The sequence below is a fragment of the Nocardioides sp. Z40_12 genome, from assembly GCF_058215795.1.
The window spans coordinates 452,834-476,793 of sequence record NZ_JBZAJA010000001.1; the positions used below are offsets into that span (position 1 = coordinate 452,834).

A 23,960-nucleotide genomic window follows, 5' to 3' on the forward strand; every position below is an offset into this window, starting at 1 on the left:
CGTACCCCGGTGTCACCACTGTTTCGAGCCGCTTCCGGTCTGTCTTTCCTTGTCCTCCTGGTTGACCGTGGTGCAGGAGACGACGACGTTCCCGTTCGAGAGATAGACGGGCGTCGTGGCGTTGTACTCGCCCGTCTGGTTCGGGATGGTGTGGAGGACCTCCGGGCTCAGCGGCCACCGGGTGCGCTCCACGCTGCAGTTGTAGGCGGAGAGGAAACCGGTCACCCGCACGGCGATGAAGCCACAGGTGTCGCTGACGCACAGGTCGCCCGAGTCGGGCGGTCCGCACGGGTTGTCCGTGCCGTCCTTGCAGGGGACCCTGGTCACCGTCACCACCGGCGTGGGCGGGTCCCCGGTGGCGATCGCCGCGACCGCCTGCCCCGAGCCGCGACCGGCCGGGGCGTCGTCGGAGATCGTCACCTCGATGCGCGAGGTCGACCGCCATCCCGTCTGGATGGCCGCGAGCGGATAGGTGAAGTTCCCGGGGCCGTAGCCGGAGAGGTCCACGTTGAGGTCGGCCTGGAGGCGTTGGTCCGAGGGGTCGGTCACGTCGTAGACGCGGACGGTCAGCTTGCCCGGGTTCCCGTTGTTGTTGCCCTCCACGACCCACTGCACCGAGCTGCCGTTGACGACGGGGCTCGCCCGGACCATCTGGTCGGTCAACGGCCCGTAGCTCTGGGCGTCCTGGACGTTGCTGTCGCTGCACCGGTCCGCCTCGTTGCAGACCCGCAGGCGCACCGAGTGCGGGTTGAGGTTGTTGGGCAGGCCGATGGTCCGGGTCTGCGGCCCCAGCTGGTTGGCCGGCTGCCCCGCCGGCACGCCGTTGACCAGCACCGTGACGTTGCTCTGGGTACCGCGCGAGGCGGGGACCCGGTAGTTGAGCGTGATCTGGGTGTCCCGGCCGGTGGCCTCCCAGCTCCAGGCGTCCCACGACTGGGGGACGCCCACGGCCGCGAACGTGGCCGGCGGGCTCGCCGCCGAGGTGTTCCGCTCGTTGTGTGCCTGGACCGTGTAGTTCCAGACCCGCCCGTCGTAGGGGACCCCGGTGTGACGGCAGGTCGTCAGCTCGATCCGCCGGCACTCCGGCAGGACCTCGGTCCTGCCGTTGACCGTGGCCCGCACCGAGTAGAGCGTCGGCGCGGGGCCCTCGGGGAGGGTGCCGGCCCAGTCGAGCCTCAGGGTGGTCAGGTCGGGGCCGGTCTGCTGGTCGGAGACGCTCAGTCCCCGCGGGCTCGCCGGGGTGCCGATCGACTGGAAGAGGTCGGAGACCCGGGGGTCGGAGGTCCCGGTGGCGTTGCGCGCCCGGATGGAGAACTCGTACTGCTGGTTGTTGTCCAGGCCGGTGACCACGTGCGTCCGCTTGCTCCCCGTCACCTCCGCGCTGCCGTCGCGCCAGGAGAGGTAGTAGGTCTGCACGTCCGAGACGGCCGTGGGGGCCTTGCCCCACCGCAGGGTCAGCGTCCCGTCGCCGATCTCCTCCGCCCGGATCCACGGCACCCGGCCGGGCTGCTTGTCGATCTCGGCCGAGGGCGAGCGACCGCTCCACTCGGAGAAGCCGACCTTGTTGTGGGCCCTGACCTGGAAGGCGTACTTCTTGCCGTTGTCCGGCACCCGGAAGACGCCCTTGTTGGTCCGGAAGCGCTGCTTGCGGCTCCCGTCGACCAGCGACACCTCGTAGAAGTCGATGCGCGCTCCGCGGGGGTCCGACGGCTGCCAGCTCAGCTCGACCGAGCGGTCCTTGATCTCGTTGGCGAACGGGGCACCGGGGGCCGTGGGCACGTCGAGGACCTCGATGCTCACCCGGGCGCTGACCCGCCGCTCGGGACCAGGGTTGCCGGTCGAGACGTCGCTCATCTCCACCTGCAGCTCGGTGCGCCCGCCGGCCCCCTTGGGGGCGTTGAGGCGCAGCGTCGCACCCGAGGAGGAGGCGTTCACGGAGTTCCCCGACACCCGCCGGACGCCGAGGATCGTGGGCTGCGGGTCGCTCACCCCGGCGCGCAGGTAGCGGGAGAGGTTGATCTCCTTGCTCGACCCCGGCTTCATGTCCGGCACCGAGAACGACATCAACGACGGCGAGGGGGCCCGGGTCACCCGGACCCGGAGGGTGTCGGGGTCGCTGTCACCGGCGCGCACCGAGAGCACGGCCGTGGAGCCCGCTCGCACGCCGCCGTCGACGGCCACGTCGAGCAGCGTCCCCCGCACGGAGGAGAGGGTCACGCCGGAGACCTCCGTGCTCCACACGGCGCTGTAGTCGAGGGCGAAGCGGCCCGGCGCGTCCGGCACCGTGGTGACCGTGCACACCGAGGGCACGTCGATCTGGGCCGAGTCCGAGGCCGCCACCTCGATCGGCGTGTCGGGGCAGTCGAGCTCGGGCCGGTTGTCGCCCACCTGGACGGGGATCGAGATCACCGTCGACCGGGGCGCCTCCTCGGCGTCGTCCTCGTCGGCGGCGGAGACGACCTCCACCATCACCGCCCCGGGGCCGCGGAAGTCGGCGCGGGTCGAGACCTCCACCTCGGTGCCGGAGAGACCGCGCACGCTCACCGCGCTGCGCGGCGACCCCCAGACCTGCTGGGGACCCGACAGGGCGAGCGTGCCGCCGCCGGGGTTGACGATGAACTTGCCGATCTCGATCTTCTTCTTCGCCCCGGAGTCGATCTCGATCAGGGAGCCGTCCTTGAGGTACGGCCGGCCACCGGCCGCGGGCGGCACGTAGAGGGAGGCGCTCGCGACCCCGCCCCGGGCGTCCTCGACCCGGAAGGGCACCACCTTGGGCGCCTTCCCGCGGGTCACGGTGACCGTGTCGCCGACAAGCTCGTAGGTCCCCTCCTCGGCGTAGACGCGGGTCACCCGCAGGTCCTCGACGCTGCCGTCGGGGTCGTAGGCGGCGGGGCGTTCGTCGGCGGCGGCCAGCAGGTCGACCTTGACGGCGTCGCTGGCGTCGGCCCGCCCGAAGGCGTCCTGCACGACGGGCGGGTTGTTGAAGCCCTCGACCGTCTCGATCCGGACCATCGCCAGCGAGGTGGCCAGGCCGTTGCTCAGGGAGTAGACGACCTCGAGGGTGTCGCCGTCGGCCTCCCGGGGCGTCTCGACCAGCAGCGGACCGATCGCGGACTCCAGGCGGGCGCCCTCGGGCGGGTCGACCAGCTCCACGGTGATCCGGTCGGTCGAGCCGATCTCGTCGTTGGCGAGCACGTCGACCCGGGCCACCGCCCCGGGGGCGACCGTCAGGTCGTCCGCGACGGCCACCGGCGGCTGCGGCAGCCCGGCGGGCACCACCGCGACGCGGACGACGCCGGTCGCCTCCGCACCGCGGGAGTCGGTGAGGGTGTAGGCGAACTCGTCGGTGCCTGCCGCGTTGGGGTAGGCCTGGTACTGCAGGTAGTTGGCGCCGAACTCGATGAGCCGCCCGAGCCGGGGTGGCGCGTCGATCCCGGTCACCACCACCGGGTCGCCGTCCGGGTCGATGTCACTGCCCGGCAGCTTGATCCGCAGCGAGTCGCCGGCGACGACCCGGCCCTCCAGGGCGGGCGGCTCCGGCACCGCGTTGGGTCCGTCCTCGGGGACCACCACGACGGTCAGCTTGCCCGCGGCGGTCTCGCCGGTGGAGTTCTCCGCGACGTAGGGCACCGAGAAGGACTCGCGCTCGGCCAACCCCGTGGGAGCCACGTAACGCACCAGCCGGCCGGACGCGTAGGCGGACCCGACGTCTCCGGCGTAGTCCTGGGGCGCCTCGACCGCCAGCTCGCCGGAGCTCTCGACGGTCGCGTCCTGAGCCAGGTCGAGCCGGTCGCCCGACGGGCTGTAGTCGTTGTCCAGGACCGGGTGGGCCACGACCTGGCCCCCTCGCACCACGACCCGGTCGGGCCCGGTGACGGGCGTGTTGTCCTTGGGCCGGGGCCGCTGGGTCACCAGCACCTCGCCCGCGACCCCCGAGACCGTGCCGTTGCTGATGGTGTAGCGCACCACCTGGGCGGCAGGGCTCAGCGCGCCCTGCCGGGCCGAGATGCGCAGCCAGCGCCCCTCCACGATCGCCACGTCGACCTGGTCCGGCCGGTCGGGGCGAGCGGCCTGGACCACGAGGATGCCCCCTGCGGGGTCCACGTCGTTGGCCAGCACGTCGACCGTCGCGGCCGTCTGGCCGTAGAGGGTCAGGGTGTCCGGGGTGGCGACGGGATCCTGGGGGTTCTTGGGCGGGGGCCGCACGTCGACCCGGATCTTGCCCCGCGCCAGCTTCGCGTTGCCGTAGGCGGTCTGGTAGTCCAGCAGGTAGGTCCCGGCCTTGTTGGCGTCGACGCGGACCACCCCGGTGTTGAGGTCGGTGCGCACCTTGGCACCGACCTGGTCGGGGATCCTCCCGCCCAGCTCGAGCTGGGCGTCCGGGGTCCCCGGGTCGGAACCCGGCAGGTCGTTGGCCAGTGGCCGCACCACGATGGGCTTGCCCACCTCGCCGCTCACCACGTCGGGCTCCGCGACGGCCGGGAAGGTCGTCTGCTCGAACTTGTCCTGGACCGTGACGTTGAGGACCTCGCGCACCGGCTCGGAGAGGCCGTCGGAGACGGCGTACTCGACCTGGACCTCACCCCCGCGCCCAGGGGCGGAGATGCGCAGGCGCCCGTTGGTGGTGGCCCGCGCGACCACGCCCTCCAGGCCGCCCACCACCCGCGCCGACTCGAGCATCAGGGGGTCGCTGTCGACGGGGTCGCGCCAGTCCGGCAGCACCGGCAGCTCCAGGGAGCCACTGGCCGGCATCCGCCACTGCCGCGGCTCGTGACCCTCGCGCAGGGCGGGGGCCGCGTTCTCCTGGCCGCCGCGCACGTCGACGGTGACGGTGGCCTGGTCCTTGAGGTTGCGGCCGTCGTCGATGTAGTAGTCGAAGCTGGCCTGGCCCCGGGCGTTCTCCGGCAGCGAGAGCTGGAGGGTCTGCCGGTCGGGGCTGATCGCCACCCGGGCACCGGGCAGGTTGGGCTGGTCGACGCCCTGGATGGCCAGCAGGCGACCCTCGGGGGCCGCGTCGTTGTCCAGCGGGTAGAGGACGCTCGTGCGGCCGGCCCTGGCGCCGAAGTCGTCGGGCTTGGCCTGCGGCGGACGGCGGTCGCCCGTGGTCTGCTGCTCGTCGTCCTTCTTCTGTGTCTCGACCTTCTTGCTGTCGGTGAACGCCTCCCAGTTGTCGATGCGCTGGGGGTTCTCGGAGTCGATCTCCCACACCGAGCCGCTGGCCACGTCGTTGAGCACGATGTCGTCCCGGTTGACCCGGAGGACGAGGTCGCTGGCGTTCCCCTTGGCGCCCAGGGAGGTGGCCGTGGGACGCGACCCGCCACAGCCGACGGCGAGCTGGCCCTCGCCGCCCGACCAGGTCCCGAAGACGCACTCCCCCAGCCGCACCGGCGCGGCCGGGTTCCCCGAGACCCCCTCGACCAGCGTGGTGACGCGGCCGGAGGCGAGGTCGACCTCCGAGAGACCGTCCTCGTGCGCGACCAGGACGGAGTCGGCCGCCGGACCGGCCTGCTGGAGCACCCCGTCGGCCGGGAGCGAGGCGGTGCCGCCCGCCTGGGTCCACAGCGTCCCGCTCGCCCGGTCGAGCGTGACCACCACCTCGCCCACCGCAGTGGCGTGGGTGGGGTCGCCGGCCGCGTCGGGCAGCTTCTCGGTGACCGGGTCCTTGAGGTCGGCTCCCGTCGACTCCGGCTGCCAGACCGCCACCCGGTCCTTGTCGGCGGAGATGACGACCACCGCGCCCCGGCGGGTGACGGTCATGGACGCCGACGCGCCGACCTTGGCGAGCGGCTCGGACTGCTGGTCGAGCGCGGAGGCCAGCGGGGCACCGACCTTGGCGTCGTAGCGAACGGCCCAGGTGCTGCCGGTCTCGGGATCGATCGCGGCGAGGGTGCCGCCGGCCATCGCCACCGTCCCGCCGGGGGCCAGGGAGGAGCTGGCCCCGTCGTTGGCGTCCAGGGTCGCGGGGTCCAGCGGCACCAGCCGCCCGGCCCGGCCGTTGACGCCGACCACGGCCGCGCCGTCCTGGATGATGTCGAGGTCGGCGTCCTGCTCCAGCGGAACGGCGCCGTCGAGCTTGCCGATCGGCTTGTTCACCCGGCCGAAGTAGCCCTTGTCGCTGTTGGTGACCCAGATGCCGCCGTCGTTGAGCTCGGTGCGGTGGGACTGGTAGCCGTCGGCGGAGACCGCGTAGACGAGCACGGCACCGGCCGCCACGGCCAGAGCCGTGTTGGAGGCGATCGCCGCCCGGTGCCGACGCAGGAACCCGCGCATCGTGATGGTCTCCCCCTGAATCTTGTGCAACCACGCACTTCGAGGGGTGAGACTACGTGATCGGGACGACACCGGTGCCATCATGGACGCAGTGCGGTCCGCCACCAGGCGGTCCGCCATCATGATGTCGGGACACGGAAGGAGGGGGCACGTGGTCCAGGAGACCAGGTATGCCGTCGGCAGCGGCCTGTTGATGGGCTCCCGCGACCACTGGCTGCTGCTCACCGACCCCCGCGACGAGGGCGTCGTGGAGGAGCTGTGGGAGGCCCTGGGCACCGCCGACCCCGCGGCGCGGGTGCTCGAGGTGGTGGACCGCGCCTTCGCCGGCCGGGTGCCCGCACTCGCCCTGGTCGACCTGCGCCACGACCCCGGCTCCTCGTCCCAGGCCCAGGTCACCCGCGGCACCGGCGTCGCCCGGGCCACCGACTCCGGCTTCGAGCTGACGCTCGGCGGTACGCCCGACCGGCCGACCCGGCGCCTCGTCGGCGGCGTCGCGGCAGCCGACTCCGCCGAGGTCTGCCGCGCCGCTGCGCCCCGCGCGGCGCAGGCGGTGCCGGCTGCCGGGCTCATCGACGGCATCCCGACGGAGATCCTGCTGGCCAAGGGGCCCGACGGTCCCCCGCCGCGGCAGCCGTCGGTCCGTCGCCGGCACCCGGCCGACTCCACGGCCCGGGAGACCACCGAACCCGACCCTGCCGTGATGGCGCTGCACGCCGCCACCGCCGCTGCCACCGAGGCCGCACCGCTCCCCCAGTCCGAGACCGAGCCCGGCCCGGAGCAGCCCGGCGCCGCCCCGGAGCCCGGACCCGAGACCGGCCCGCGCGACCCCGAGACCGGCCCGCGCGATCCCGAGACCGGCCCGCGCGACCCCGCACCGGCCGGCCAGATGGACCACGACGGCTCCACCGTCTTCCGCCCCGACCACCTCGTGGCCACCGGCCTGGTCGAGACCGTCGACGCCGTGTGGTGCCCTGCCGGCCACCTCACTCCCCCGACCCAGGCGCTGTGCCGCGTCTGCCGCAGCCAGGTGGCTCCCCAGCACCCGCAGCGGGTCCCCCGGCCGGTCCTGGGCGGACTGCGCCTGGCGACCGGCGAGGTGGTGCCGCTCGACCGGGGCGTGGTGCTGGGGCGTCGCCCCCAGCCGCTGCCGGCTCCCGGCGAGTGGCCGCACCTGGTGACCGTGCCCACCGACCGTGGCTTCGTCTCCCGGATGCACCTGCACCTGGCGGTGGAGGGCTGGCAGGTGGTCGCCCGCGACCTCGGCTCCCGAGGCGGGACCACCCTCCGGGCCCCGGGCCAGGCCCCGGTCCGGATGGTCCCGGACCAGCCCTACGTCCTGGAGCCCGGTCACGTGCTCGATCTCGCCGACACCTACGAGGTCCGCTTCGAGGTCGGCCCCGAGGCCGGGTCCGGCGAGAGCGCAGGCACCCGGTGAGCGCCCCGTACCTGCCCGGCTTCACCTTCGTGGAGCACCTGGGCAGCGGCGGCTTCGCCGACGTGTTCCTCTACGAGCAGGAGTGGCCGCGCCAGCGGGTCGCGGTCAAGGTGGTGCGGCCCGACGTCCCGCTCACCGACCGCGAGAAGTCGCTGTTCGCCGCGGAGGCCAACGCGATGGCCCGGCTGGCCGACCACCCCTACATCGTCTCGGTGCTCACCGCCGGCATCACCGAGGACGGTGGCCGCCCGTTCCTGGTGATGCGCTACTGCCCGCCCCCCGACCTCGGGGTGCGGGTGCGCGCCAACCCGATGCCGCCGATGGAGGCCGTGGCGACCGGGATCAAGCTGGCCAGCGCGATCGAGACGGCCCACCGATCCGGCATCCTGCACCGCGACATCAAGCCCAGCAACGTGCTGGTGACCACCTACCACGAGCCCGCCCTGACCGACTTCGGCATCGCCGGCCACGTCCAGGACGTCGACGGCGACAACGACGTCCGGATCTCCTACCCGTGGTCTCCCCCGGAGATGCTCGACGGGCGCTCCAACGGCTCGGTGGCCTCCGACGTCTACTCCCTCGGCGCCACCATCTGGCACCTCCTGGTGGGCCGCTCCCCGTTCTCGGTCCCGAACGGGGACAACTCCACCCGCGCGCTGAGCGCCCGCATCCTGCACGCGGCGGCTCCCGCCACCCAGCGTCCCGACGTCCCCCCGGCCCTGGACCGCCTGCTCCAGCAGTGCCTGGCCAAGAACCCCGACCACCGGCCGCGGACCGCCCTGGACCTGGCCCGGGCCCTGCAGCGGATCGAGAGCGACGCCGGCTTCCCGCGCACCGCGGTCGCCGTGGAGGGCGACCGCTCCGACGAGGCCACGGCGTTGCCCAGGACTCCGACCGCTGTCGCGCCCGGAGCCGTGTCCCCCGCCACCGAGGACCACACGGTGATGAAGCCGGTCACCGTGGTCACCGCCGGCACGCCAGTGTCCGAGGCACGGCAGTCCCGCCCCTCCCAGGAGCGTGCCACCTCGCTCACCGGCGAGCGCCCCACCGGGCGCAGCGCCGTCACGAACGCCGTGTGGACCGTCGCCGCGGTCGTCGCCGTGGTCGCCGTGGTGGCCGGGCTGACGCTGCGCGGCGACCGCGAGCCCGAGGCGGGTGCCGTCCCCACGGCCCCGCCGGCCACCACCCCGGTGCTGCTGCCGGGAGTGCTGGACCAGCCGCCCACCGTGCGGGCGGAGCGCGTCCCCGAGGGCGTCCGGTTCAGCTGGAGCGTCGCCGGGGAGCTCGAGAAGGGCGACAAGTGGCGGCTCTACCTCGTCGAGCGCGACGAGTACCGCAGCACCCGCAAGGACAGCCTCGTGCTGCGCACTCCCCAGCGGGCCTGCCTCCAGGTCTCGCTGGAGCGCGACGGCGCGTCCTCGCCCGCGGGCCGCGACTGCGGCTGAGCCCCGGGCCGGATCGAAGCCACAGACCACGCCGGGCGGGGGCAGGTCAGGCGGATCAGGTCAGTCCGGGCGCCCGCCGAAGGGGACGCCCAGCTCGGCCAGCTGCTGCTCCCCGCCGTCCAGGGCGGTCAGCACCCAGGCGCCCTCGGGGGTGAGGGTGAAGGTGTGCTCGAAGTGCGCGGCCAGGGAGCCGTCGGCGGTGACGACCGTCCACTCGTCCTCCTCGAGCTCGGTCTCCTTGGTGCCGAGGGTGAGCATCGGCTCGACGGCCAGGGCCAGGCCGCGCACCAGCTTCGGCCCCCGGCCGGGTCGACCGTAGTTGGGCACGTCGGGCGGCTGGTGCATCTGGGTGCCGATGCCGTGACCGGTGTAGTCCTCGAGGATGCCGTAGTCGCCGCGCGAGCGGACGAAGGACTCGATCGCGTGCGAGATGTCGCTGACCCGGCCGCCCAGGCGCGCGGCGGCGATGCCCCGCCACAGGCTCTCCTGGGTGACCTCGAGCAGCTGGGCCACGTCGGCGGGCACCTCCCCCACCGCCACGGTGATGGCGGCGTCGCCGTGCCAGCCGTCGACGATCGCGCCGCAGTCGATGGAGACGACGTCCCCCTCGACGAGGGTGCGCCCACCCGGGATGCCGTGCACGACCTCGTCGTTGACCGAGGCGCAGATGGTGCCCGGGAACGGCGGCTGGCTGTAGCCCTTGAAGGAGGGCACCCCGCCCGCTGACCGGATGTGGTCCTCGGCGATCGCGTCGAGCTCGAGCGTGCTGATCCCGGCGCGCACCGAGGAGCGGAGCAGCTCCAGGGTCCGGCCGACCAGCAGCCCGGCGACCCTCATCGCCTCGATCTGCTCCGGTGTCTTGAGCTCGATGCCCCGGTCACGGAAGCCCATGAGCGCGCGACTCAGTCCTGGGGCGGGTCGAGGGCGTCCAGCACCCGCGCGGTGACCTCGGAGACCTCGCCCATGCCGTCGACCTCCACCAGGAGGCCGCGGCTGCGGTAGACGTCGATGAGGGGCGCGGTCTGCTCGACGTAGACCTCCTGCCGACGCCGGATGACCTCTTCGGTGTCGTCGGGGCGGCCCTCGATCTGGGCCCGCTGCAGCAGTCGCTGGACGATCTCCTCGGCGTCGACCGTCAGGACGACCACGGCGTCGAGCGAGTGCTGCTGCGCCGAGAGCATCCCCTCGAGCTCCTCGACCTGGGCCAGCGTCCGCGGGTAGCCGTCGAGGAGGAACCCGTCGACCGCGTCGTCCTCGGCGATCCTGTTGCGCACCATCTCGTTGGTGACCTCGTCGGGCACGTACTCCCCGGCGTCCATGTAGCGCTGGGCCTCGAGGCCCAGCGGGGTGCCGGCCGAGACGTTGGCCCGGAAGATGTCTCCCGTGGAGATCGCCGGCACGGAGAACCGCTCCGCGATGAACTTCGCCTGGGTGCCCTTCCCGGCCCCGGGCGGTCCCATGATGATCAGGCGCATCAGCTGAGGAACCCTTCGTAGTTGCGCTGCTGGAGCTGGCTCTCGATCTGCTTCACCGTGTCCAGCGCGACGCCCACCATGATCAGGATGGAGGTGCCGCCGAACGGGAAGTTCTGGTTGGCACCGATCAGTGCCAGCGCGATCAACGGGATCAGCGAGATGAGGCCGAGGTAGAGGGCGCCCGGGAAGGTGATCCTGGACAGCACGTAGGACAGGTAGGACTCGGTCGGCTTCCCGGCCCGGATCCCGGGGATGAAGCCGCCGTACTTCTTCATGTTGTCGGCCACTTCCTGGGGGTTGAACGTGATCGACACGTAGAAGTACGTGAAGAAGATGATCATCAGGAAGTAGGTGGCCATGTAGAGCGGGTGGTCACCGTTGACGTAGTACCGGTTGATGAACCGGAGCACCGGGTTGCTGGTGTTGTCGTTGAACTGCACCGCCATCGCGGGGAGGTACAGCAGCGACGAGGCGAAGATGACCGGGATGATCCCGGCCTGGTTGACCTTCAGGGGGATGTAGGTCGAGGAGCCGCCGAACATCTTGCGCCCCACCATGCGGCGCGCGTACTGCACCGGGATGCGTCGCTGCGCCTGCTCGATGAAGATGACGCCGGCCACGATCGCCAGGCCGATGACCATCACGATGCCGAAGGTGACCCAGCCCTTCGTCACCTGGACCTGCCACATCGAGCCCGGGAAGGTGGCGACGACCTGGGCGAAGATCAGCAGCGACATGCCGTTGCCGATGCCGCGGTCGGTGATCAGCTCGCCGAGCCACATGATGACGGCGGTGCCGGCGGTCATGGTGATGACCATGATCAGGAAGGTGCCGGTGCTGTCGCTGTGCAGCAGCGGCTCCGCGCAGCCCTGGATCAGGTTCCCCGAGCGCGCGAGGGCGACGATGCCGGTCGCCTGCAGCAGCGCCAGCCCGAGGGTGAGGTAGCGGGTGTACTGCGTGATCTTCGTCTGGCCCGCCTGGCCCTCCTTCTTCAGCGCCTCGAGCCGTGGGATCACCACGACGAGGAGCTGCAGGATGATGCTGGCGGTGATGTACGGCATGATCCCGAGCGCGAAGATCGTCAGCTGCAGGAGCGCGCCCCCGGAGAACATGTTGATCAGGTTGTAGATGCCCTGGTCCTCGACGGCCGCGAGGCACGACTGGACGTTGGCGACGTGGACGCCCGGGGCGGGGACCTGGGAGCCGAGTCGGAAGAGCGTCAGGATCAGCAGGACGAACAGCAGCTTGCGCCGTAGGTCCGGCGTCCGGAAAGCATTGGCGAACGCGCCTAGCACTGGTTCCTCTTTCTCAGCTGGGTCTGGGGTCGGGACGAGCCCGACGCCCGGGACGTGGGCCTGGACACGGGCGTACGAGCGAGGCTCGAGGCACGCGTCACGAGGACCCGGGAGAGCCTAACAGCAGCATCATCACCGTGATGCACGAGCACGGGGCCCGTCACCGCCGTCCGTGGACGGCCGGGACGAGCCCCGTGCGCAGCGTGCTGCTCAGGCCAGCGTGGTGCTGCCGCCGGCAGCCTCGATCTTCTGCTTGGCCGAGCCGGAGAACGCGTTCGCGGTCACCTGGACCTTGACCGAGATCTCGCCCTGACCCAGGACCTTGACCGGGTGGCCCTTGCGGACGGCACCCTTGGCGACCAGGTCCTCGACGGTGACGGTGCCACCCTCGGGGAAGAGCTCGCCGAGCTTGTCGAGGTTGACGACCTGGAACTCCACCTTGAACGGGTTCTTGAACCCCTTCAGCTTGGGGAGCCGCATGTGGATCGGCATCTGGCCACCCTCGAAGGCGACCGGGACCTGGTAGCGGGCCTTGGTTCCCTTGGTACCGCGACCGGAGGTCTTGCCCTTCGAGGCCTCACCGCGACCCACACGGGTCTTGGCGGTCTTGGCGCCGGGAGCCGGCCGCAGGTGGTGCAGCTTGAGCGTCATCTCACTCCACCTCCTCAACCGTCACCAGGTGACGGACAGTGTTGACCATGCCCCGGATCTCGGGGCGGTCCTCCTTGACCACGACGTCGCCGATCCGCTTCAGACCGAGCGTGCGCAGCGTCTCGCGCTGGTTGGCCTTGATGCCGACCAGTCCGCGCTTCTGCTGGACCTTCAGCTGTGCCATCAGGAGGCCACCTCCGCACGAGCCCTCAGGATCGCCGCCGGGGTGACCTGCTCGACGGTCAGACCACGACGGGCAGCCACGGCCTCGGGCTCCTCGAGCATCCGGAGGGCCTCGACGGTGGCGTGCACGATGTTGATCTGGTTGGACGACCCCAGCGACTTGCTGAGCACGTCGTGGATCCCCGCGCACTCGAGCACCGCACGCACCGGGCCACCGGCGATGACACCGGTACCGGGGGCCGCCGGACGCAGCAGCACGACACCGGCCGCCTTCTCGCCCTGGACCGGGTGCGGGATCGTGCCCTGGATGCGGGGGACCTTGAAGAAGTGCTTCTTGGCCTCCTCGACACCCTTGGCGATCGCCGCGGGAACTTCCTTCGCCTTGCCGTAGCCGACGCCGACCAGACCCTCACCGTCACCGACGATCACCAGGGCGGTGAAGCTGAAGCGACGACCACCCTTGACGACCTTGGCGACACGGTTGATCGCAACGACGCGCTCGATGTAGGCGGTCTTGTCCGCGCTCTGGTCGCGGCGGCCGTCACGATTGCGGCCTCCGGACTGGCGCTCGCCACTGCGCTGACCGCGCTGGGCTCCGCTCATGAGACTTTCCTCTTCTCTCTCTTGCTTGTCCGTGCGATCAGAAGGCCAGCCCGCCCTCGCGGGCGGCGTCTGCCAGGGCCGCGACGCGACCGTGGTACTTGTTGCCGGCGCGGTCGAAGACCACGCCGTCGACCCCGGCGGCCTTGGCGCGCTGGGCGACCAGCTCACCGACCTTCTTCGCCTTCGCGGTCTTGTCCCCGTCCACGGAGCGCACGTCGGCCTCCATGGTCGAGGCGTAGGCCAGCGTCTTGCCGACCAGGTCGTCGACCACCTGCACGCTGATGTGCTTGGCCGACCGGGTCACCACCAGACGCGGGCGCTCAGCGGTGCCCGAGATGCGCTTGCGACCACGCATCTGGCGGCGCAGACGCGCCCGGACACGACCGGACGTGTGCTTGTTGTTCGACAGCGAGATAGCCATGACTCACTTACCAGCCTTTCCGACCTTGCGGCGGATCTGCTCGCCGGCGTAGCGAACGCCCTTGCCCTTGTAGGGCTCAGGCTTGCGGAGCTTGCGGATGTTGGCAGCGGTCTCTCCGACCAGCTGCTTGTCGATCCCGGCCACACCGAACTTGGTGGGTCCCTCGACGTTGAACGTGATCCCCTCGGGGGCGTCCACGATGACGGGGTGGGAGAAGCCGAGCTGGAACTCCAGCTGCGTCGGGCTCTTGGGCAGGACCCGGTAGCCGACGCCGACGATCTCGAGCTTCTTCTCGTAGCCCTCGGTGACACCGACGACCATGTTATTGATCAGGGTGCGGGTCAGGCCGTGCAGCGAGCGGCTCTCGCGGTGGTCGTCGGGCCGCTTGACCTCGAGCACGCCGTCCTCGCCCTTGTCGACCGTGATCGGCCGGGCGATGTTGTGCGAGAGGGTGCCCTTGGGGCCCTTCACGGTCACGAGCGTGTCGTCGATCTGCACGTCCACGCCGGACGGGACCGTGATTGGGAGCTTGCCAATGCGTGACATTGTCTGAGTCCTCCTTCGGTCTCGTCGTTACCAGACGTAGGCGAGGACTTCCCCACCCACGCCCTTCTGGTTGGCCTGGCGGTCGGTCAGCAGGCCCTGGCTGGTGGAGATGATCGCGACGCCGAGTCCGCCGAGGACCTTGGGCAGGCCGGTGCTCTTGGCGTAGACCCGGAGGCCGGGCTTGCTGACGCGGCGCACTCCGGCGATGGAGCGCTCGCGGTTGCGGCCGTACTTGAGGGTGATGTTGAGCGTCTTGCCCACCTCGCCCTCAGCCGGCTCCTTCACGTCGTAGGAGGTGATGTAGCCCTCCTGCTGGAGGATCTCCGCGACGCCGGCCTTCAGCTTGCTGTAAGGCATCGACACCGCGTCGTGGTACGCCTGGTTGGCGTTGCGCAGACGCGTGAGCATGTCTGCGATCGGGTCAGTCATCGTCATGGCCGGTCAGGCCCTTTCTTCCTGTGGTTTCGGTCCCTGCTCCCGGAGGGAGGGACCGACCTTCAGCGGTTGGTTGTTGGCAGTGGAGGACGTCACCAGGAGGACTTGGTCACACCGGGCAGCTCGCCCCGGTGCGCCATCTCCCGCAGGCAGATGCGGCAGAGGCCGAACTTCCGGTAGACGGCCTTGGGCCGGCCGCAGCGCTGGCAGCGGGTGTAGCCACGGACGGCGAACTTCGGCTTGCGGGCCGCCTTCACCTTCAGAGCAGTCTTCGCCATGTCAGTTCTCCTTGAACGGGAAGCCGAGCTGCTTGAGCAGCGCGCGGCCCTCGTCGTCGTTGGTCGCCGTGGTCACCACGGTGATGTCCATCCCGCGCGACCTGTCGATCTTGTCCTGGTCGATCTCGTGGAACATCACCTGCTCGGTGAGCCCGAAGGTGTAGTTCCCGCGCCCGTCGAACTGCTTGGGCGAGAGGCCGCGGAAGTCCCGGATGCGGGGCAGGGCCAGGGACAGCAGCCGGTCGAGGAACTCCCACATCCGGTCGCCGCGCAGGGTGACGTGGGCACCGATCGGCATGCCCTCGCGCAGCTTGAACTGGGCGATCGACTTGCGGGCCTTGGTCACCATCGGCTTCTGGCCGGTGATGGCGGTCAGGTCCTTGATCGCGCCCTCGATCAGCTTGGAGTCGCGGGCCGCCTCGCCGACACCCATGTTGACCACGATCTTGGTCAGGCCGGGCACCTGCATGACGTTCTTGATGTCGAACTCGGACTGCAGCGCGGGGAGGATCTCCTCGCGGTAGCGGGTCTTGAAGCGCGGCGACGCGCTCTCAGGGGCAGTCTGCGTCATCTCAGATTTCCTTCCCGGTCCGGCGCGACACGCGGACGCTGCGCTCGGCCGTGTAGGTCGAGCCGTCGCCACGACGCTTGGTGACCTCGTCGCGGCGGAAGCCGACGCGGGTCACGCCGTCGTCCTCGACCAGCATCACGTTGGAGACGTGGATGGGGGCCTCGGCGGTGATGATGCCGCCGGTGCTCCCGGAGCCGGAGTTGACGACCTTGGTGTGGCGCTTCATGCGGTTGACACCCTCGACGATCACCCGCTGCTCCTCGCGGAGCACGCGGATGACCTTGCCCTGGGCACCCTTGTCCTTGCCGGCGATCACCTTGACGGTGTCACCCTTCTTGATGTTCAGGCTCGGCGACTTCTTGGCCATCACAGCACCTCCGGTGCGAGAGAGATGATCTTCATGAACTTCTTCTCGCGCAGCTCGCGGCCCACCGGACCGAAGATGCGGGTACCGCGCGGCTCACCGTCGTTCTTGAGGATGACGGCGGCGTTCTCGTCGAAGCGGATGTACGAGCCGTCCGCGCGACGGCGCTCCTTGACGGTGCGCACGACGACGGCCTTCACGACGTCACCCTTCTTGACGTTGCCACCGGGGATCGCGTCCTTGACGGTGGCGACGATGGTGTCGCCGATGCCGGCGTAGCGACGACCCGAGCCACCGAGAACACGGATGCAGAGGATCTCCTTCGCACCGGTGTTGTCGGCGACCTTGAGCCGCGACTCCTGCTGGATCATTGGTTTCTCCTGGTTGTCGAGCCGGTTCTCGCCCGACCCTCTCGGGTCCCGGCGAGCCTTGCCGAACTGATGTTGGGAAGATCAGGGGCCGTCCGCGACGACCCCGGGGTCACTTGGCCTTCTCGAGGACCTGGATGACGCGCCAGCGCTTGGTCGCCGACAGGGGGCGGGTCTCCATGATCAGGACCCGGTCACCGATGCCGCACTCGTTGGCCTCGTCGTGCGCCTTGAGCTTGGAGGTGCGGCGCATGACCTTGCCGTAGAGGGCGTGCTTGACCCGGTCCTCGACGGAGACCACGACGGTCTTGTCCATCTTGTCGCTCAGGACCAGGCCCTCACGGACCTTGCGGGCGTTGCGTGCAGCCTCGACCGCGGTGTCGTTCTGGCTCATGCGGTGGCCTCTTCCTTGCTCTCGGCGCCCGGCGCGGTCCGGATGCCGAGCTCGCGCTCACGCACCACGGTGTAGATCCGGGCGATGTCCTTCTTGACCGTGCGCAGACGGCCGTGGCTCTCCAGCTGCCCCGTGGCAGCCTGGAAACGGAGGTTGAAAAGCTCCTCCTTGGCCTCGCGCAGCCGGCCCTCGAGGTCGGTCGCGCTCAGCTCGTCCAGCGCCGAGGCGCTCAGCTTGTCGCTCATCAGAATTCACCAGCCTCGCGGGAGATGAACCGGCACTTCATCGGGAGCTTGTGCATCGCGCGGCGCATGGCCTCGCGAGCGACGTCCTCGGTGACACCGGAAAGTTCGAACATGACGCGGCCGGGCTTGACGTTCGCCACCCACCACTCGGGAGAACCCTTGCCGGACCCCATGCGGGTCTCAGCGGGCTTCTTGGTCAGCGGGCGGTCGGGGTAGATGTTGATCCACACCTTCCCGCCACGCTTGATGTGCCGGGTCATGGCGATACGAGCCGACTCGATCTGTCGGTTCGTGACGTAGTGACCCTCGATCGCCTGGATGCCGAAGTCGCCGAAGGCGAGCTTCGTGCCACCCTTAGCCGCACCGGTCCTCTTGGGGTGGTGCTGCTTGCGGTGCTTGACACGACGGGGCATCAACATGGGGGTCAGCCCTCCTGTCCGGTGCTGGGCGCCTCGGCCGCAGCCTGACCGGTGGCCTCGGCCGACGCGACAGCGTTGGCGGTGGCCTCCGAGGGGGCGGCGTCGGAGCGGGGAGCGCGGTCGCCGCGCGAGCCACGGCTCGGGCGGTCGGCGCCACGGGCGGGACGGCCACCGCGACCGGGGGCACCGGCGCGGGCGGCCTGCTGGGCCTGGCGCTCGGCACGGCTGCCGGAGACCTCACCCTTGTAGATCCAGACCTTGACGCCGATGCGGCCGAAGGTCGTGCGGGCCTCGTAGAAGCCGTAGTCGATGTCGGCGCGGAGCGTGTGCAGCGGCACCCGGCCCTCGCGGTAGAACTCGGTGCGCGACATCTCGGCCCCGTTGAGCCGGCCCGAGCACTGGATCCGGATGCCCTTGGCACCGGAGCGCATCGAGGTCTGCATCGCCTTGCGCATGGCCCGGCGGAACTGCACCCGGCCCGAGAGCTGCTCGGCGACACCCTGGGCGACCAGCTGTGCGTCGACCTCCGGGCTCTTGACCTCGAGGATGTTGAGCTGGACCTGCTTGCCGGTCAGCTTCTCGAGCTCTCCGCGGATGCGGTCGGCCTCGGCGCCGCGGCGGCCGATCACGATGCCCGGGCGGGCCGTGTGGATGTCCACCCGGACCCGGTCACGGGTGCGCTCGATCTCGACCTTGGAGATGCCGGCCCGCTCCATGCCCTTGGAGAGCAGCTTGCGGATCGCGACGTCCTCGCCGACGTAGGACTTGTAGAGCTTGTCGGCGTACCAGCGGGACTTGTGGTCCGTGGAGATGCCGAGGCGGAAGCCGTTCGGGTTGATCTTCTGGCCCATTACTTGGAACCGCCCTTCCGTGCCTTGGAGGCGTCGACGACATCGGCCGGCTGGACCGCCAGCGTGATGTGGCTGGTGCGCTTGTTGATGCGGGTCGCACGACCCTGCGCACGCGGGCGCCAGCGCTTCATGGTGGGGCCCTCGTCGACCATGGCCACCGAGACGACCAGGTCGCCGGTGGCGAGGCCCTCGACGGTGCCCGCGTTGGCGATGGCGCTCTCCAGCACCTTGTAGACGGTCTCCGAGGCGGCCTGCGGCGCGAACTGCAGCAGGGCCAGGGCCTCGTCGACGGGAAGGCCGCGGACCATGTCGACGACACGGCGAGCCTTCATCGGGGTGATTCGTACGTAACGCGCGCTCGCGAAGGCTCCCGGCTGGTCGCCGAGCAGCGACTCGCGACGGGCGCTCGTGCGCCTGCGCTCAGTAACGCTCATGGCTGTATATCTCCTATGGCTCGCCCCGCGTCAGCGGCGGCGACCCTTCCGGTCTTCCTTCACGTGCCCGCGGTAGGTGCGGGTGGGGGCAAACTCACCGAGCTTGTGGCCGACCATCGAGTCGGTCACGAAGACGGGAACATGCTTGCGACCGTCGTGCACGGCGATCGTGTGGCCGATCATCGCGGGGACGATCATCGAACGCCGGGACCAGGTCTTGATGACGTTGTGGCTGCCCTTGTCGTTCTCGGCATCCACCTTCTTCATCAGGTGGTCGTCGACGAAGGGGCCCTTCTTCAGGCTGCGAGGCATCTGTCTCTCGTCCTATCCTCAGCGCTTGTTCTTGCCGGACTTGCGGCGGCGGATGATCTGGGAGTCGGAGGCCTTGCGCTTGCGCGTGCGACCCTCGGGCTTGCCCCAGGGGGACACCGGGTGACGTCCACCCGAGGTCTTGCCCTCTCCACCACCGTGCGGGTGGTCGACCGGGTTCATGACGACACCGCGGACGGTGGGGCGACGGCCCTTCCAGCGCATCCGGCCGGCCTTGCCCCAGTTGATGTTCGACTGCTCGGCGTTGCCGACCTCGCCGACGGTGGCGCGGCAGCGGACGTCCACGAACCGCATCTCACCGGAGGGCAGACGCAGCGTCGCGCGCGAGCCCTCCTTGGCGACGAGCTGGGCCGAGATGCCGGCCGAGCGGGCGATCTTGGCGCCTCCGCCCGGACGCAGCTCCACGCAGTGGATGGTGGTACCGACGGGGATGTTGCGCAGCGGCAGGTTGTTGCCGGGCTTGATGTCGGCGCCGACACCGCTCTCCACCGGGGTCCCCTGGGTGAGGTCCTTGGGCGCGATGATGTAGCGCTTCTCGCCGTCGGCGTAGTGCAGCAGGGCGATGCGCGCGGTGCGGTTGGGGTCGTACTCGATGTGAGCGACCTTGGCCGGCACGCCGTCCTTGTCGTAGCGGCGGAAGTCGATGATCCGGTAGGCCCGCTTGTGGCCGCCACCCTGGTGACGCGTGGTGATGCGTCCCTGGTTGTTGCGACCGCCCTTCTTGGGCAGCGGACGGGTCAGCGACTTCTCCGGCGTGGTCCGGGTGATCTCGACGAAGTCGGCCACCGAGGAGCCACGACGGCCCGGGGTGGTCGGCTTGTACTTGCGGATAGCCATTCTCAGTCCTAATTCTTCGCCTTCAGTGCCCGGTCAGCTGACCGGACCCCCGAAGATGTCGATGCGGTGACCCTCAGCGAGGCTGACGATGGCGCGCTTGGTGTCCTTGCGCTTGCCCAGACCGTTGCGCGTACGACGCGTCTTGCCCGAGCGGTTGAGCGTGTTGACCGACGTCACCTTGACGTTGAACACCTTCTCGACCGCGATCTTGATCTCGGTCTTGTTCGCGTCCGGGTGGACGAGGAAGGTGTACTTGTTCGCGTCGAGGAGGCTGTAGCTCTTCTCGGACACGACCGGGGCGATCAGGACGTCGCGGTGGTCCTTGTGCAGCGTGCTCACTTCTGGTCCTCCTCGGCCTTCTTCGACGAAGCCTTGGGCGCAACGGCGACGAACGCGTCGTAGGCACCCTTGGTGAAGACCACGTCGTCGGCGGCCAGCACGTCGTAGGTGTTGAGCTGGTCGACCGCCACGATGTGCACCTGCGGCGCGTTGCGCAGCGAGAGCCAGGTCAGGGAGTCGCTGCGCTCGAGGACCAGCAGGTAGCGGGCCCGGTCGGTCAGCGCGGAGAGCGCGGCCAGGGCGAGCTTGGTGGAGGGCTTGTCGCCCGACACCAGGCCGTCGACCACGTGGATGCGTCCGTTGCGGGCCCGGTCGGAGAGGGCACCGCGCAGCGCGGCGGCCTTCATCTTCTTGGGGGTCCGCTGGTCGTAGGAGCGCGGCTGGGGGCCGTGCACCACGCCACCGCCGGCGAACTGCGGCGCGCGGGTCGAGCCCTGACGGGCCCGGCCGGTGCCCTTCTGCTTGTAGGGCTTGCGGCCACCACCGCGGACTTCACCGCGGGTCTTGGTGGCGTGCGTGCCCTGGCGAGCAGCGGCCTGCTGGGCCACGACGACCTGGTGGATCAGCGGGACGTTGACCTCGACGTCGAAGATCTCCTTGGGGAGATCGACCTTCACGGTCTTGGTAGCCATGGCGCTCAGGCCTCCTTGCCAGAAGTGACGGTGTTCTTGGCGGCGGAGCGGACGACCACGAGGCCACCCCGAGGACCGGGAACGGCACCCTTGAGCAGGATGATCCCCTTCTCGACGTCCACGGCGTGCACGGTGACGTTCTGGGTGGTGACGGTGTCGTTACCCATGCGTCCCGACATCCGGGTGCCCTTGAAGACGCGGCCCGGGGTGGCGCAGGCGCCGATCGAGCCGGGCTTGCGGTGGTTGCGGTGGGCACCGTGCGAGGCGCTCACGCCGGAGAAGCCGTGACGCTTCATCGTGCCGGCGAAGCCCTTGCCCTTGCTGGTGCCGGTGACGTCGACCTGCTCGCCGGCGGCGAAGAGCTCGGGGCTGAGCTCCTGGCCGACCGTGTAGCTGGCGGCGTCCGCGGTCCGGATCTCGACCAGGTGGCGACGGGGGGTGACCCCCGCCTTGGAGAAGTGACCGGCCTCGGGCTTGGTGACCTTGCGCGCCTCGATCTCGCCGTACCCGACCTGGATGGCGTTGTAGCCATCGGTCTCGGGCTGGCGGACCTGGGTGACGACGTTGGTCGCGGCCGCGATCACGGTCACGGGGACGACGCGGTTGTTCTCGTCCCACAGCTGGGTCATGCCGAGCTTGGTGCCCAGCAGGCCCTTCACGTTTCGTTCGAAAGTCATCTCGTCAGACCTCAGAGCTTGATCTCGATGTCGACACCGGCAGGCAGATCGAGGCGCATCAGCGAGTCGACCGTCTTCGGAGTCGGGTCGATGATGTCGATGAGGCGCTTGTGCGTGCGCATCTCGAAGTGCTCGCGGGAGTCCTTGTACTTGTGGGGCGAGCGGATGACGCAGTACACGTTCTTCTCGGTCGGCAGCGGCACGGGGCCGGCGACCTTGGCACCCGTACGGGTGACGGTGTCCACGATCTTGCGCGCCGAGGTGTCGATCACCTCGTGGTCATAGGCCTTGAGCCTGATGCGGATCTTCTGTCCCGCCATAGGTCTCTCTCGTCCTTCTCTCGCACCCCGGGAGGTGCCGCGTCACGGTCTGTTCTCTCGACACGGCTCCGGGTGGAGCCGCACCGCCTGTTCCTCACCTGCCACCGCCCACCCCCGCGGTCGGGCGTGTCGTCCAGATTCCGACGACACAGACCGGGTTCCTTGCAGTGTTCCTACCTCGTGGTGCCCGGCGGTTCGCCGGGCCGATCGGGTCTCGGCCTGATGACTTCTCAGATGGTGCGTCCCACGCGGGGACTACTGAGCTCATGGCACACGGTGGCCGGAGCCACCGGGAGACGCGATTCAGTAGTCAAGGTGAGGCGCACCCCGGCGACCCGCCGGAGCAACCGGACTATCTTGTCAGACCCGGGGACCATCGACCAAATCGGCCGCGCATCGCCTCGGCGCACCGGCCTCGGGTGCCTTCTTCCGGTAGGCCAGGTCGGTGATCTCCCGGCCCTTCTCCAGGCCCTTGCGCTCGAACCGGGTGACCGGGCGCTCCTCCCACCGCGGCACGACGCCGCCCTCGAGGGTGGGCTCCGCGTCGAGGACCTCGATCATCTGCTCGGCGTAGTCGGCCCAGTCGGTGGCCAGCCGCCACAGCGCGCCGTCGGTCAGGCGGGAGGCGGCCATGGCCGTGAACTCCGCGTCGATCAGTCGTCGCTTGCGGTGCTTCTTCTTGTGCCAGGGGTCGGGGAAGAAGGTCCACAGCTCGGACACCGAGCCGGGCGGCAGCACGTGGGCCAGGAACCACGCGGCGTCGACCGAGCAGAAGCGGATGTTCTCGGCCCCCGCCTCGGCCGCCCGCCACAGGCCGTCGGCGACGCCGGGACGCCACACCTCCAGGGCGAGGACGTTGCACTCCGGCCGGGCCGCCGCCAGGACCGCGGTGGCCTCCCCCACCCCCGAGCCGATCTCCACCACCAGCGGTGCGCTCCGGCCGAACCAGCGCTCGAGGTCGAAGTCCGGGCGGTCGACCGCCTCGTCGGGGATCACCCAGTCGGCCTGGTGCGCGGCCCAGCCGTCGGCCTGGCGGGGGGTGAAGCGACTGCCGCGCCGGGAGTAGGAGAGCACCTCGCGCATCCGCCGACCGTCGGCGGTCAGCTTGTGGTGGGGACGGGCGGGACGCACAGACTCGTTCACGCCTCCATTGTCCCGCGACGCCGGCCCCGCGGCCCAGCGGGTGGGGCGGACCTGCCGCCTAGACTCACGGTGTGGAGACCCACGGACGCCGCGTGCCCGGCGACGTGCTGGTGCACCTGCGCCGGGCCAGGGACCACCTGGACCGGCACTACGCCGAGCCCTTCGTCCTCGACGACGTCGCCGCGATCGCGGGGATGAGCAAGTTCCACTTCCTGCGCTCCTTCGCGCTCACCTACGGCAGCACCCCCGCGGCGTACCTCTCCGAGCGGCGCATCGAGCGGGCCCAGGACCTGCTGCGCCTGGCCAACCTGACGGTGACCGAGGTCTGCTTCGCGGTCGGCTACAGCAGCCTCGGGTCGTTCTCCAGCCGGTTCCGCGACATCACCGGCGAGACCCCCAGCGCCTTCGCCCGCCGGTACGCCATGGCGGGGGCGCCACGGATCCCCGGGTGCTACGTCTTCATGGCGGGGCTGGTCGAGCGCAGGAGCGCAATCGAGGAGAAGCCAGGGCCCGGCGCGGGCCCCTAGCCTCGTCCCATGATCACCAACATCTCCCTCGTCTCCGTCTGGGTCCGCGACATCGACGAGTCGCTGGCCTTCTACACCGACGTCCTGGGCTTCGAGGTCGGCGACGACCTCACCCTGGGTCCCGACTTCCGCTGGTGCACCGTGGTCCACCCCACCCAGCCCGAGCTGCACGTGCACCTGACCACCCCGAGCGGCCCGCTGCCCGACTACCTGATCGAGGCCATGCAGCGCGCCCAGGCCGAGGGCGGCCTGCCCGGGATCGGCCTCAACGTCGAGGACTGCCAGAAGGCGTTCGAGGAGCTGAGCGCCAAGGGTGTGGAGTTCCTGCAGGAGCCCCAGGCGCGCCCCTACGGCGTGGAGGCCCTGATGCGCGACAACTCCGGCAACTGGATGGTCCTGGTCGAGCCCCGCGAGTACTCCCCCGAGGACTTCGCCGGCCTCGACATGTCCTGAGCAGGCCCCGGACCGCCGG

Annotated in this window: 30 protein-coding genes; 4 read left to right on the plus strand and 26 right to left on the minus strand. The window is 70.3% G+C overall.

Features of this window, described 5'->3' with window-relative positions; genetic code table 11:
- Positions 1–12: 12 nt before the first annotated feature.
- Positions 13–6,300, minus strand: a complete 6,288-nt coding sequence (locus AC4BG9_RS02140; RefSeq protein ID WP_490569432.1) for an Ig-like domain-containing protein — start codon at positions 6,298–6,300, stop codon at positions 13–15.
- A gap of 121 nt (positions 6,301–6,421) precedes the next feature.
- Between AC4BG9_RS02140 and AC4BG9_RS02145 the strand changes: the two genes are divergently transcribed.
- Together AC4BG9_RS02145 and AC4BG9_RS02150 are read left to right on the plus strand one after the other, a co-directional pair.
- Positions 6,422–7,705, plus strand: a complete 1,284-nt coding sequence (locus AC4BG9_RS02145; RefSeq protein ID WP_490569433.1) for an FHA domain-containing protein — start codon at positions 6,422–6,424, stop codon at positions 7,703–7,705.
- Complete coding sequence (locus AC4BG9_RS02150) at positions 7,702–9,150, plus strand: serine/threonine-protein kinase (RefSeq protein WP_490569434.1); 1,449 nt, start codon at positions 7,702–7,704, stop codon at positions 9,148–9,150. Before AC4BG9_RS02145 ends, AC4BG9_RS02150 begins: the two co-directional genes overlap by 4 nt.
- A 60-nt stretch (positions 9,151–9,210) precedes the next feature.
- Here the strand turns inward: AC4BG9_RS02150 and map are convergent, their stop codons facing one another.
- The 25 genes from map to trmB all read right to left on the minus strand — a co-directional run bounded on the left by map (position 9,211) and on the right by trmB (position 22,961).
- The gene (gene map, locus AC4BG9_RS02155; protein ID WP_490569435.1) at positions 9,211–10,041 is read right to left on the minus strand and encodes a type I methionyl aminopeptidase; all 831 of its coding nucleotides are present in this window, start codon (positions 10,039–10,041) and stop codon (positions 9,211–9,213) included.
- An 11-nt stretch (positions 10,042–10,052) separates the two neighbouring features.
- On the minus strand, positions 10,053–10,625 hold the full coding sequence (locus AC4BG9_RS02160) for an adenylate kinase (RefSeq protein WP_490569436.1): 573 nt from the start codon (positions 10,623–10,625) through the stop codon (positions 10,053–10,055).
- Positions 10,625–11,920, minus strand: coding sequence for a preprotein translocase subunit SecY (gene secY / locus AC4BG9_RS02165; RefSeq protein WP_490569437.1), 1,296 nt, complete (start codon positions 11,918–11,920; stop codon positions 10,625–10,627). The genes AC4BG9_RS02160 and secY overlap by 1 nt, the downstream gene beginning before the upstream one ends.
- A 210-nt stretch (positions 11,921–12,130) precedes the next feature.
- Positions 12,131–12,571, minus strand: a complete 441-nt coding sequence (gene rplO / locus AC4BG9_RS02170) for a 50S ribosomal protein L15 (protein ID WP_490569438.1) — start codon at positions 12,569–12,571, stop codon at positions 12,131–12,133.
- Position 12,572: 1 nt separating this feature from the next.
- Positions 12,573–12,755 (minus strand): 50S ribosomal protein L30, encoded by a 183-nt coding sequence (gene rpmD, locus AC4BG9_RS02175; protein WP_490569439.1) that lies wholly within the window; start codon positions 12,753–12,755, stop codon positions 12,573–12,575.
- Positions 12,755–13,357, minus strand: a complete 603-nt coding sequence (rpsE, locus tag AC4BG9_RS02180; RefSeq protein ID WP_490569440.1) for a 30S ribosomal protein S5 — start codon at positions 13,355–13,357, stop codon at positions 12,755–12,757. Before rpsE ends, rpmD begins: the two co-directional genes overlap by 1 nt.
- Positions 13,358–13,394: 37 nt before the next feature.
- Positions 13,395–13,778: a 50S ribosomal protein L18 gene (gene rplR, locus AC4BG9_RS02185; protein ID WP_490569441.1), complete on the minus strand. Its 384-nt coding sequence runs from the start codon at positions 13,776–13,778 to the stop codon at positions 13,395–13,397.
- Positions 13,779–13,781: 3 nt separating this feature from the next.
- A complete protein-coding gene (rplF, locus tag AC4BG9_RS02190; protein ID WP_490569442.1) occupies positions 13,782–14,324 on the minus strand; it encodes a 50S ribosomal protein L6 in 543 nt (180 codons plus the stop codon).
- Positions 14,325–14,351: 27 nt separating this feature from the next.
- On the minus strand, positions 14,352–14,759 hold the full coding sequence (gene rpsH, locus AC4BG9_RS02195; protein ID WP_490569443.1) for a 30S ribosomal protein S8: 408 nt from the start codon (positions 14,757–14,759) through the stop codon (positions 14,352–14,354).
- Positions 14,760–14,851: 92 nt separating this feature from the next.
- Entirely contained in the window at positions 14,852–15,037 is a 186-nt protein-coding gene (locus AC4BG9_RS02200) for a type Z 30S ribosomal protein S14 (RefSeq protein ID WP_011757321.1), read from the minus strand.
- 1 nt (position 15,038) lies between these two features.
- On the minus strand, positions 15,039–15,608 hold the full coding sequence (gene rplE / locus AC4BG9_RS02205; protein WP_490569444.1) for a 50S ribosomal protein L5: 570 nt from the start codon (positions 15,606–15,608) through the stop codon (positions 15,039–15,041).
- A 1-nt stretch (position 15,609) separates the two neighbouring features.
- Complete coding sequence (gene rplX, locus AC4BG9_RS02210; protein WP_490569445.1) at positions 15,610–15,975, minus strand: 50S ribosomal protein L24; 366 nt, start codon at positions 15,973–15,975, stop codon at positions 15,610–15,612.
- Positions 15,975–16,343, minus strand: a complete 369-nt coding sequence (rplN, locus tag AC4BG9_RS02215) for a 50S ribosomal protein L14 (RefSeq protein WP_110182954.1) — start codon at positions 16,341–16,343, stop codon at positions 15,975–15,977. Before rplN ends, rplX begins: the two co-directional genes overlap by 1 nt.
- A gap of 109 nt (positions 16,344–16,452) precedes the next feature.
- Positions 16,453–16,734 (minus strand): 30S ribosomal protein S17, encoded by a 282-nt coding sequence (gene rpsQ / locus AC4BG9_RS02220; RefSeq protein ID WP_489964674.1) that lies wholly within the window; start codon positions 16,732–16,734, stop codon positions 16,453–16,455.
- On the minus strand, positions 16,731–16,979 hold the full coding sequence (rpmC, locus tag AC4BG9_RS02225; RefSeq protein ID WP_490569446.1) for a 50S ribosomal protein L29: 249 nt from the start codon (positions 16,977–16,979) through the stop codon (positions 16,731–16,733). The genes rpsQ and rpmC overlap by 4 nt, the downstream gene beginning before the upstream one ends.
- Entirely contained in the window at positions 16,979–17,398 is a 420-nt protein-coding gene (gene rplP / locus AC4BG9_RS02230) for a 50S ribosomal protein L16 (RefSeq protein ID WP_490569447.1), read from the minus strand. Before rplP ends, rpmC begins: the two co-directional genes overlap by 1 nt.
- 5 nt (positions 17,399–17,403) lie before the next feature.
- Complete coding sequence (gene rpsC, locus AC4BG9_RS02235) at positions 17,404–18,249, minus strand: 30S ribosomal protein S3 (RefSeq protein ID WP_490569448.1); 846 nt, start codon at positions 18,247–18,249, stop codon at positions 17,404–17,406.
- A complete protein-coding gene (gene rplV / locus AC4BG9_RS02240) occupies positions 18,249–18,683 on the minus strand; it encodes a 50S ribosomal protein L22 (protein ID WP_489964670.1) in 435 nt (144 codons plus the stop codon). The genes rpsC and rplV overlap by 1 nt, the downstream gene beginning before the upstream one ends.
- A gap of 30 nt (positions 18,684–18,713) precedes the next feature.
- The gene (gene rpsS, locus AC4BG9_RS02245) at positions 18,714–18,995 is read right to left on the minus strand and encodes a 30S ribosomal protein S19 (RefSeq protein WP_110182960.1); all 282 of its coding nucleotides are present in this window, start codon (positions 18,993–18,995) and stop codon (positions 18,714–18,716) included.
- 18 nt (positions 18,996–19,013) lie between these two features.
- Positions 19,014–19,850, minus strand: a complete 837-nt coding sequence (gene rplB, locus AC4BG9_RS02250) for a 50S ribosomal protein L2 (protein ID WP_490569449.1) — start codon at positions 19,848–19,850, stop codon at positions 19,014–19,016.
- A 33-nt stretch (positions 19,851–19,883) separates the two neighbouring features.
- Complete coding sequence (rplW, locus tag AC4BG9_RS02255) at positions 19,884–20,189, minus strand: 50S ribosomal protein L23 (protein ID WP_490569450.1); 306 nt, start codon at positions 20,187–20,189, stop codon at positions 19,884–19,886.
- On the minus strand, positions 20,186–20,821 hold the full coding sequence (gene rplD / locus AC4BG9_RS02260; RefSeq protein WP_490569451.1) for a 50S ribosomal protein L4: 636 nt from the start codon (positions 20,819–20,821) through the stop codon (positions 20,186–20,188). Before rplD ends, rplW begins: the two co-directional genes overlap by 4 nt.
- A 5-nt stretch (positions 20,822–20,826) precedes the next feature.
- On the minus strand, positions 20,827–21,498 hold the full coding sequence (gene rplC / locus AC4BG9_RS02265) for a 50S ribosomal protein L3 (protein ID WP_490569452.1): 672 nt from the start codon (positions 21,496–21,498) through the stop codon (positions 20,827–20,829).
- A gap of 11 nt (positions 21,499–21,509) precedes the next feature.
- On the minus strand, positions 21,510–21,818 hold the full coding sequence (gene rpsJ / locus AC4BG9_RS02270) for a 30S ribosomal protein S10 (RefSeq protein ID WP_008360994.1): 309 nt from the start codon (positions 21,816–21,818) through the stop codon (positions 21,510–21,512).
- A 360-nt stretch (positions 21,819–22,178) separates the two neighbouring features.
- Positions 22,179–22,961, minus strand: coding sequence for a tRNA (guanosine(46)-N7)-methyltransferase TrmB (gene trmB / locus AC4BG9_RS02275; RefSeq protein WP_490569453.1), 783 nt, complete (start codon positions 22,959–22,961; stop codon positions 22,179–22,181).
- A 71-nt stretch (positions 22,962–23,032) separates the two neighbouring features.
- On the opposite strand from trmB, the gene AC4BG9_RS02280 reads away from it, so the two are divergent.
- Together AC4BG9_RS02280 and AC4BG9_RS02285 are read left to right on the plus strand one after the other, a co-directional pair.
- Positions 23,033–23,488, plus strand: coding sequence for a helix-turn-helix domain-containing protein (locus tag AC4BG9_RS02280; RefSeq protein ID WP_490569454.1), 456 nt, complete (start codon positions 23,033–23,035; stop codon positions 23,486–23,488).
- Between the two features lie 9 nt (positions 23,489–23,497).
- Positions 23,498–23,941 carry a VOC family protein gene (locus AC4BG9_RS02285; RefSeq protein ID WP_490569455.1) on the plus strand — a complete coding sequence of 148 codons (444 nt, stop codon included), beginning with the start codon at positions 23,498–23,500 and terminating at the stop codon, positions 23,939–23,941.
- Positions 23,942–23,960: the final 19 nt, after the last annotated feature.

Bases quoted from the DNA above. Each gene is read 5' to 3' on its own strand.
- map (WP_490569435.1), bottom strand. From the start codon at position 10,041: ATGGGCTTCCGTGACCGGGGCATCGAGCTCAAGACACCGGAGCAGATC.
- AC4BG9_RS02160 (WP_490569436.1), bottom strand. From the start codon at position 10,625: ATGCGCCTGATCATCATGGGACCGCCCGGGGCCGGGAAGGGCACCCAG.
- rplO (WP_490569438.1), bottom strand. From the start codon at position 12,571: ATGACGCTCAAGCTGCACCACCTGCGGCCGGCTCCCGGCGCCAAGACC.
- rpmD (WP_490569439.1), bottom strand. From the start codon at position 12,755: ATGGCACAGCTGAAGGTCCAGCAGAAGCGCGGACTGGTCGGCATCAAG.
- rpsE (WP_490569440.1), bottom strand. From the start codon at position 13,357: ATGAGCGGAGCCCAGCGCGGTCAGCGCAGTGGCGAGCGCCAGTCCGGA.
- rplR (WP_490569441.1), bottom strand. From the start codon at position 13,778: ATGGCTATCTCGCTGTCGAACAACAAGCACACGTCCGGTCGTGTCCGG.
- rplF (WP_490569442.1), bottom strand. From the start codon at position 14,324: ATGTCACGCATTGGCAAGCTCCCAATCACGGTCCCGTCCGGCGTGGAC.
- rpsH (WP_490569443.1), bottom strand. From the start codon at position 14,759: ATGACGATGACTGACCCGATCGCAGACATGCTCACGCGTCTGCGCAAC.
- AC4BG9_RS02200 (WP_011757321.1), bottom strand. From the start codon at position 15,037: ATGGCGAAGACTGCTCTGAAGGTGAAGGCGGCCCGCAAGCCGAAGTTC.
- rplE (WP_490569444.1), bottom strand. From the start codon at position 15,608: ATGACGCAGACTGCCCCTGAGAGCGCGTCGCCGCGCTTCAAGACCCGC.
- rplX (WP_490569445.1), bottom strand. From the start codon at position 15,975: ATGGCCAAGAAGTCGCCGAGCCTGAACATCAAGAAGGGTGACACCGTC.
- rplN (WP_110182954.1), bottom strand. From the start codon at position 16,343: ATGATCCAGCAGGAGTCGCGGCTCAAGGTCGCCGACAACACCGGTGCG.
- rpsQ (WP_489964674.1), bottom strand. From the start codon at position 16,734: ATGAGCCAGAACGACACCGCGGTCGAGGCTGCACGCAACGCCCGCAAG.
- rpmC (WP_490569446.1), bottom strand. From the start codon at position 16,979: ATGAGCGACAAGCTGAGCGCCTCGGCGCTGGACGAGCTGAGCGCGACC.
- rplP (WP_490569447.1), bottom strand. From the start codon at position 17,398: ATGTTGATGCCCCGTCGTGTCAAGCACCGCAAGCAGCACCACCCCAAG.
- rpsC (WP_490569448.1), bottom strand. From the start codon at position 18,249: ATGGGCCAGAAGATCAACCCGAACGGCTTCCGCCTCGGCATCTCCACG.
- rplV (WP_489964670.1), bottom strand. From the start codon at position 18,683: ATGAGCGTTACTGAGCGCAGGCGCACGAGCGCCCGTCGCGAGTCGCTG.
- rpsS (WP_110182960.1), bottom strand. From the start codon at position 18,995: ATGCCTCGCAGCCTGAAGAAGGGCCCCTTCGTCGACGACCACCTGATG.
- rplB (WP_490569449.1), bottom strand. From the start codon at position 19,850: ATGGCTATCCGCAAGTACAAGCCGACCACCCCGGGCCGTCGTGGCTCC.
- rplD (WP_490569451.1), bottom strand. From the start codon at position 20,821: ATGGCTACCAAGACCGTGAAGGTCGATCTCCCCAAGGAGATCTTCGAC.
- rplC (WP_490569452.1), bottom strand. From the start codon at position 21,498: ATGACTTTCGAACGAAACGTGAAGGGCCTGCTGGGCACCAAGCTCGGC.
- rpsJ (WP_008360994.1), bottom strand. From the start codon at position 21,818: ATGGCGGGACAGAAGATCCGCATCAGGCTCAAGGCCTATGACCACGAG.
- AC4BG9_RS02285 (WP_490569455.1), top strand. From the start codon at position 23,498: ATGATCACCAACATCTCCCTCGTCTCCGTCTGGGTCCGCGACATCGAC.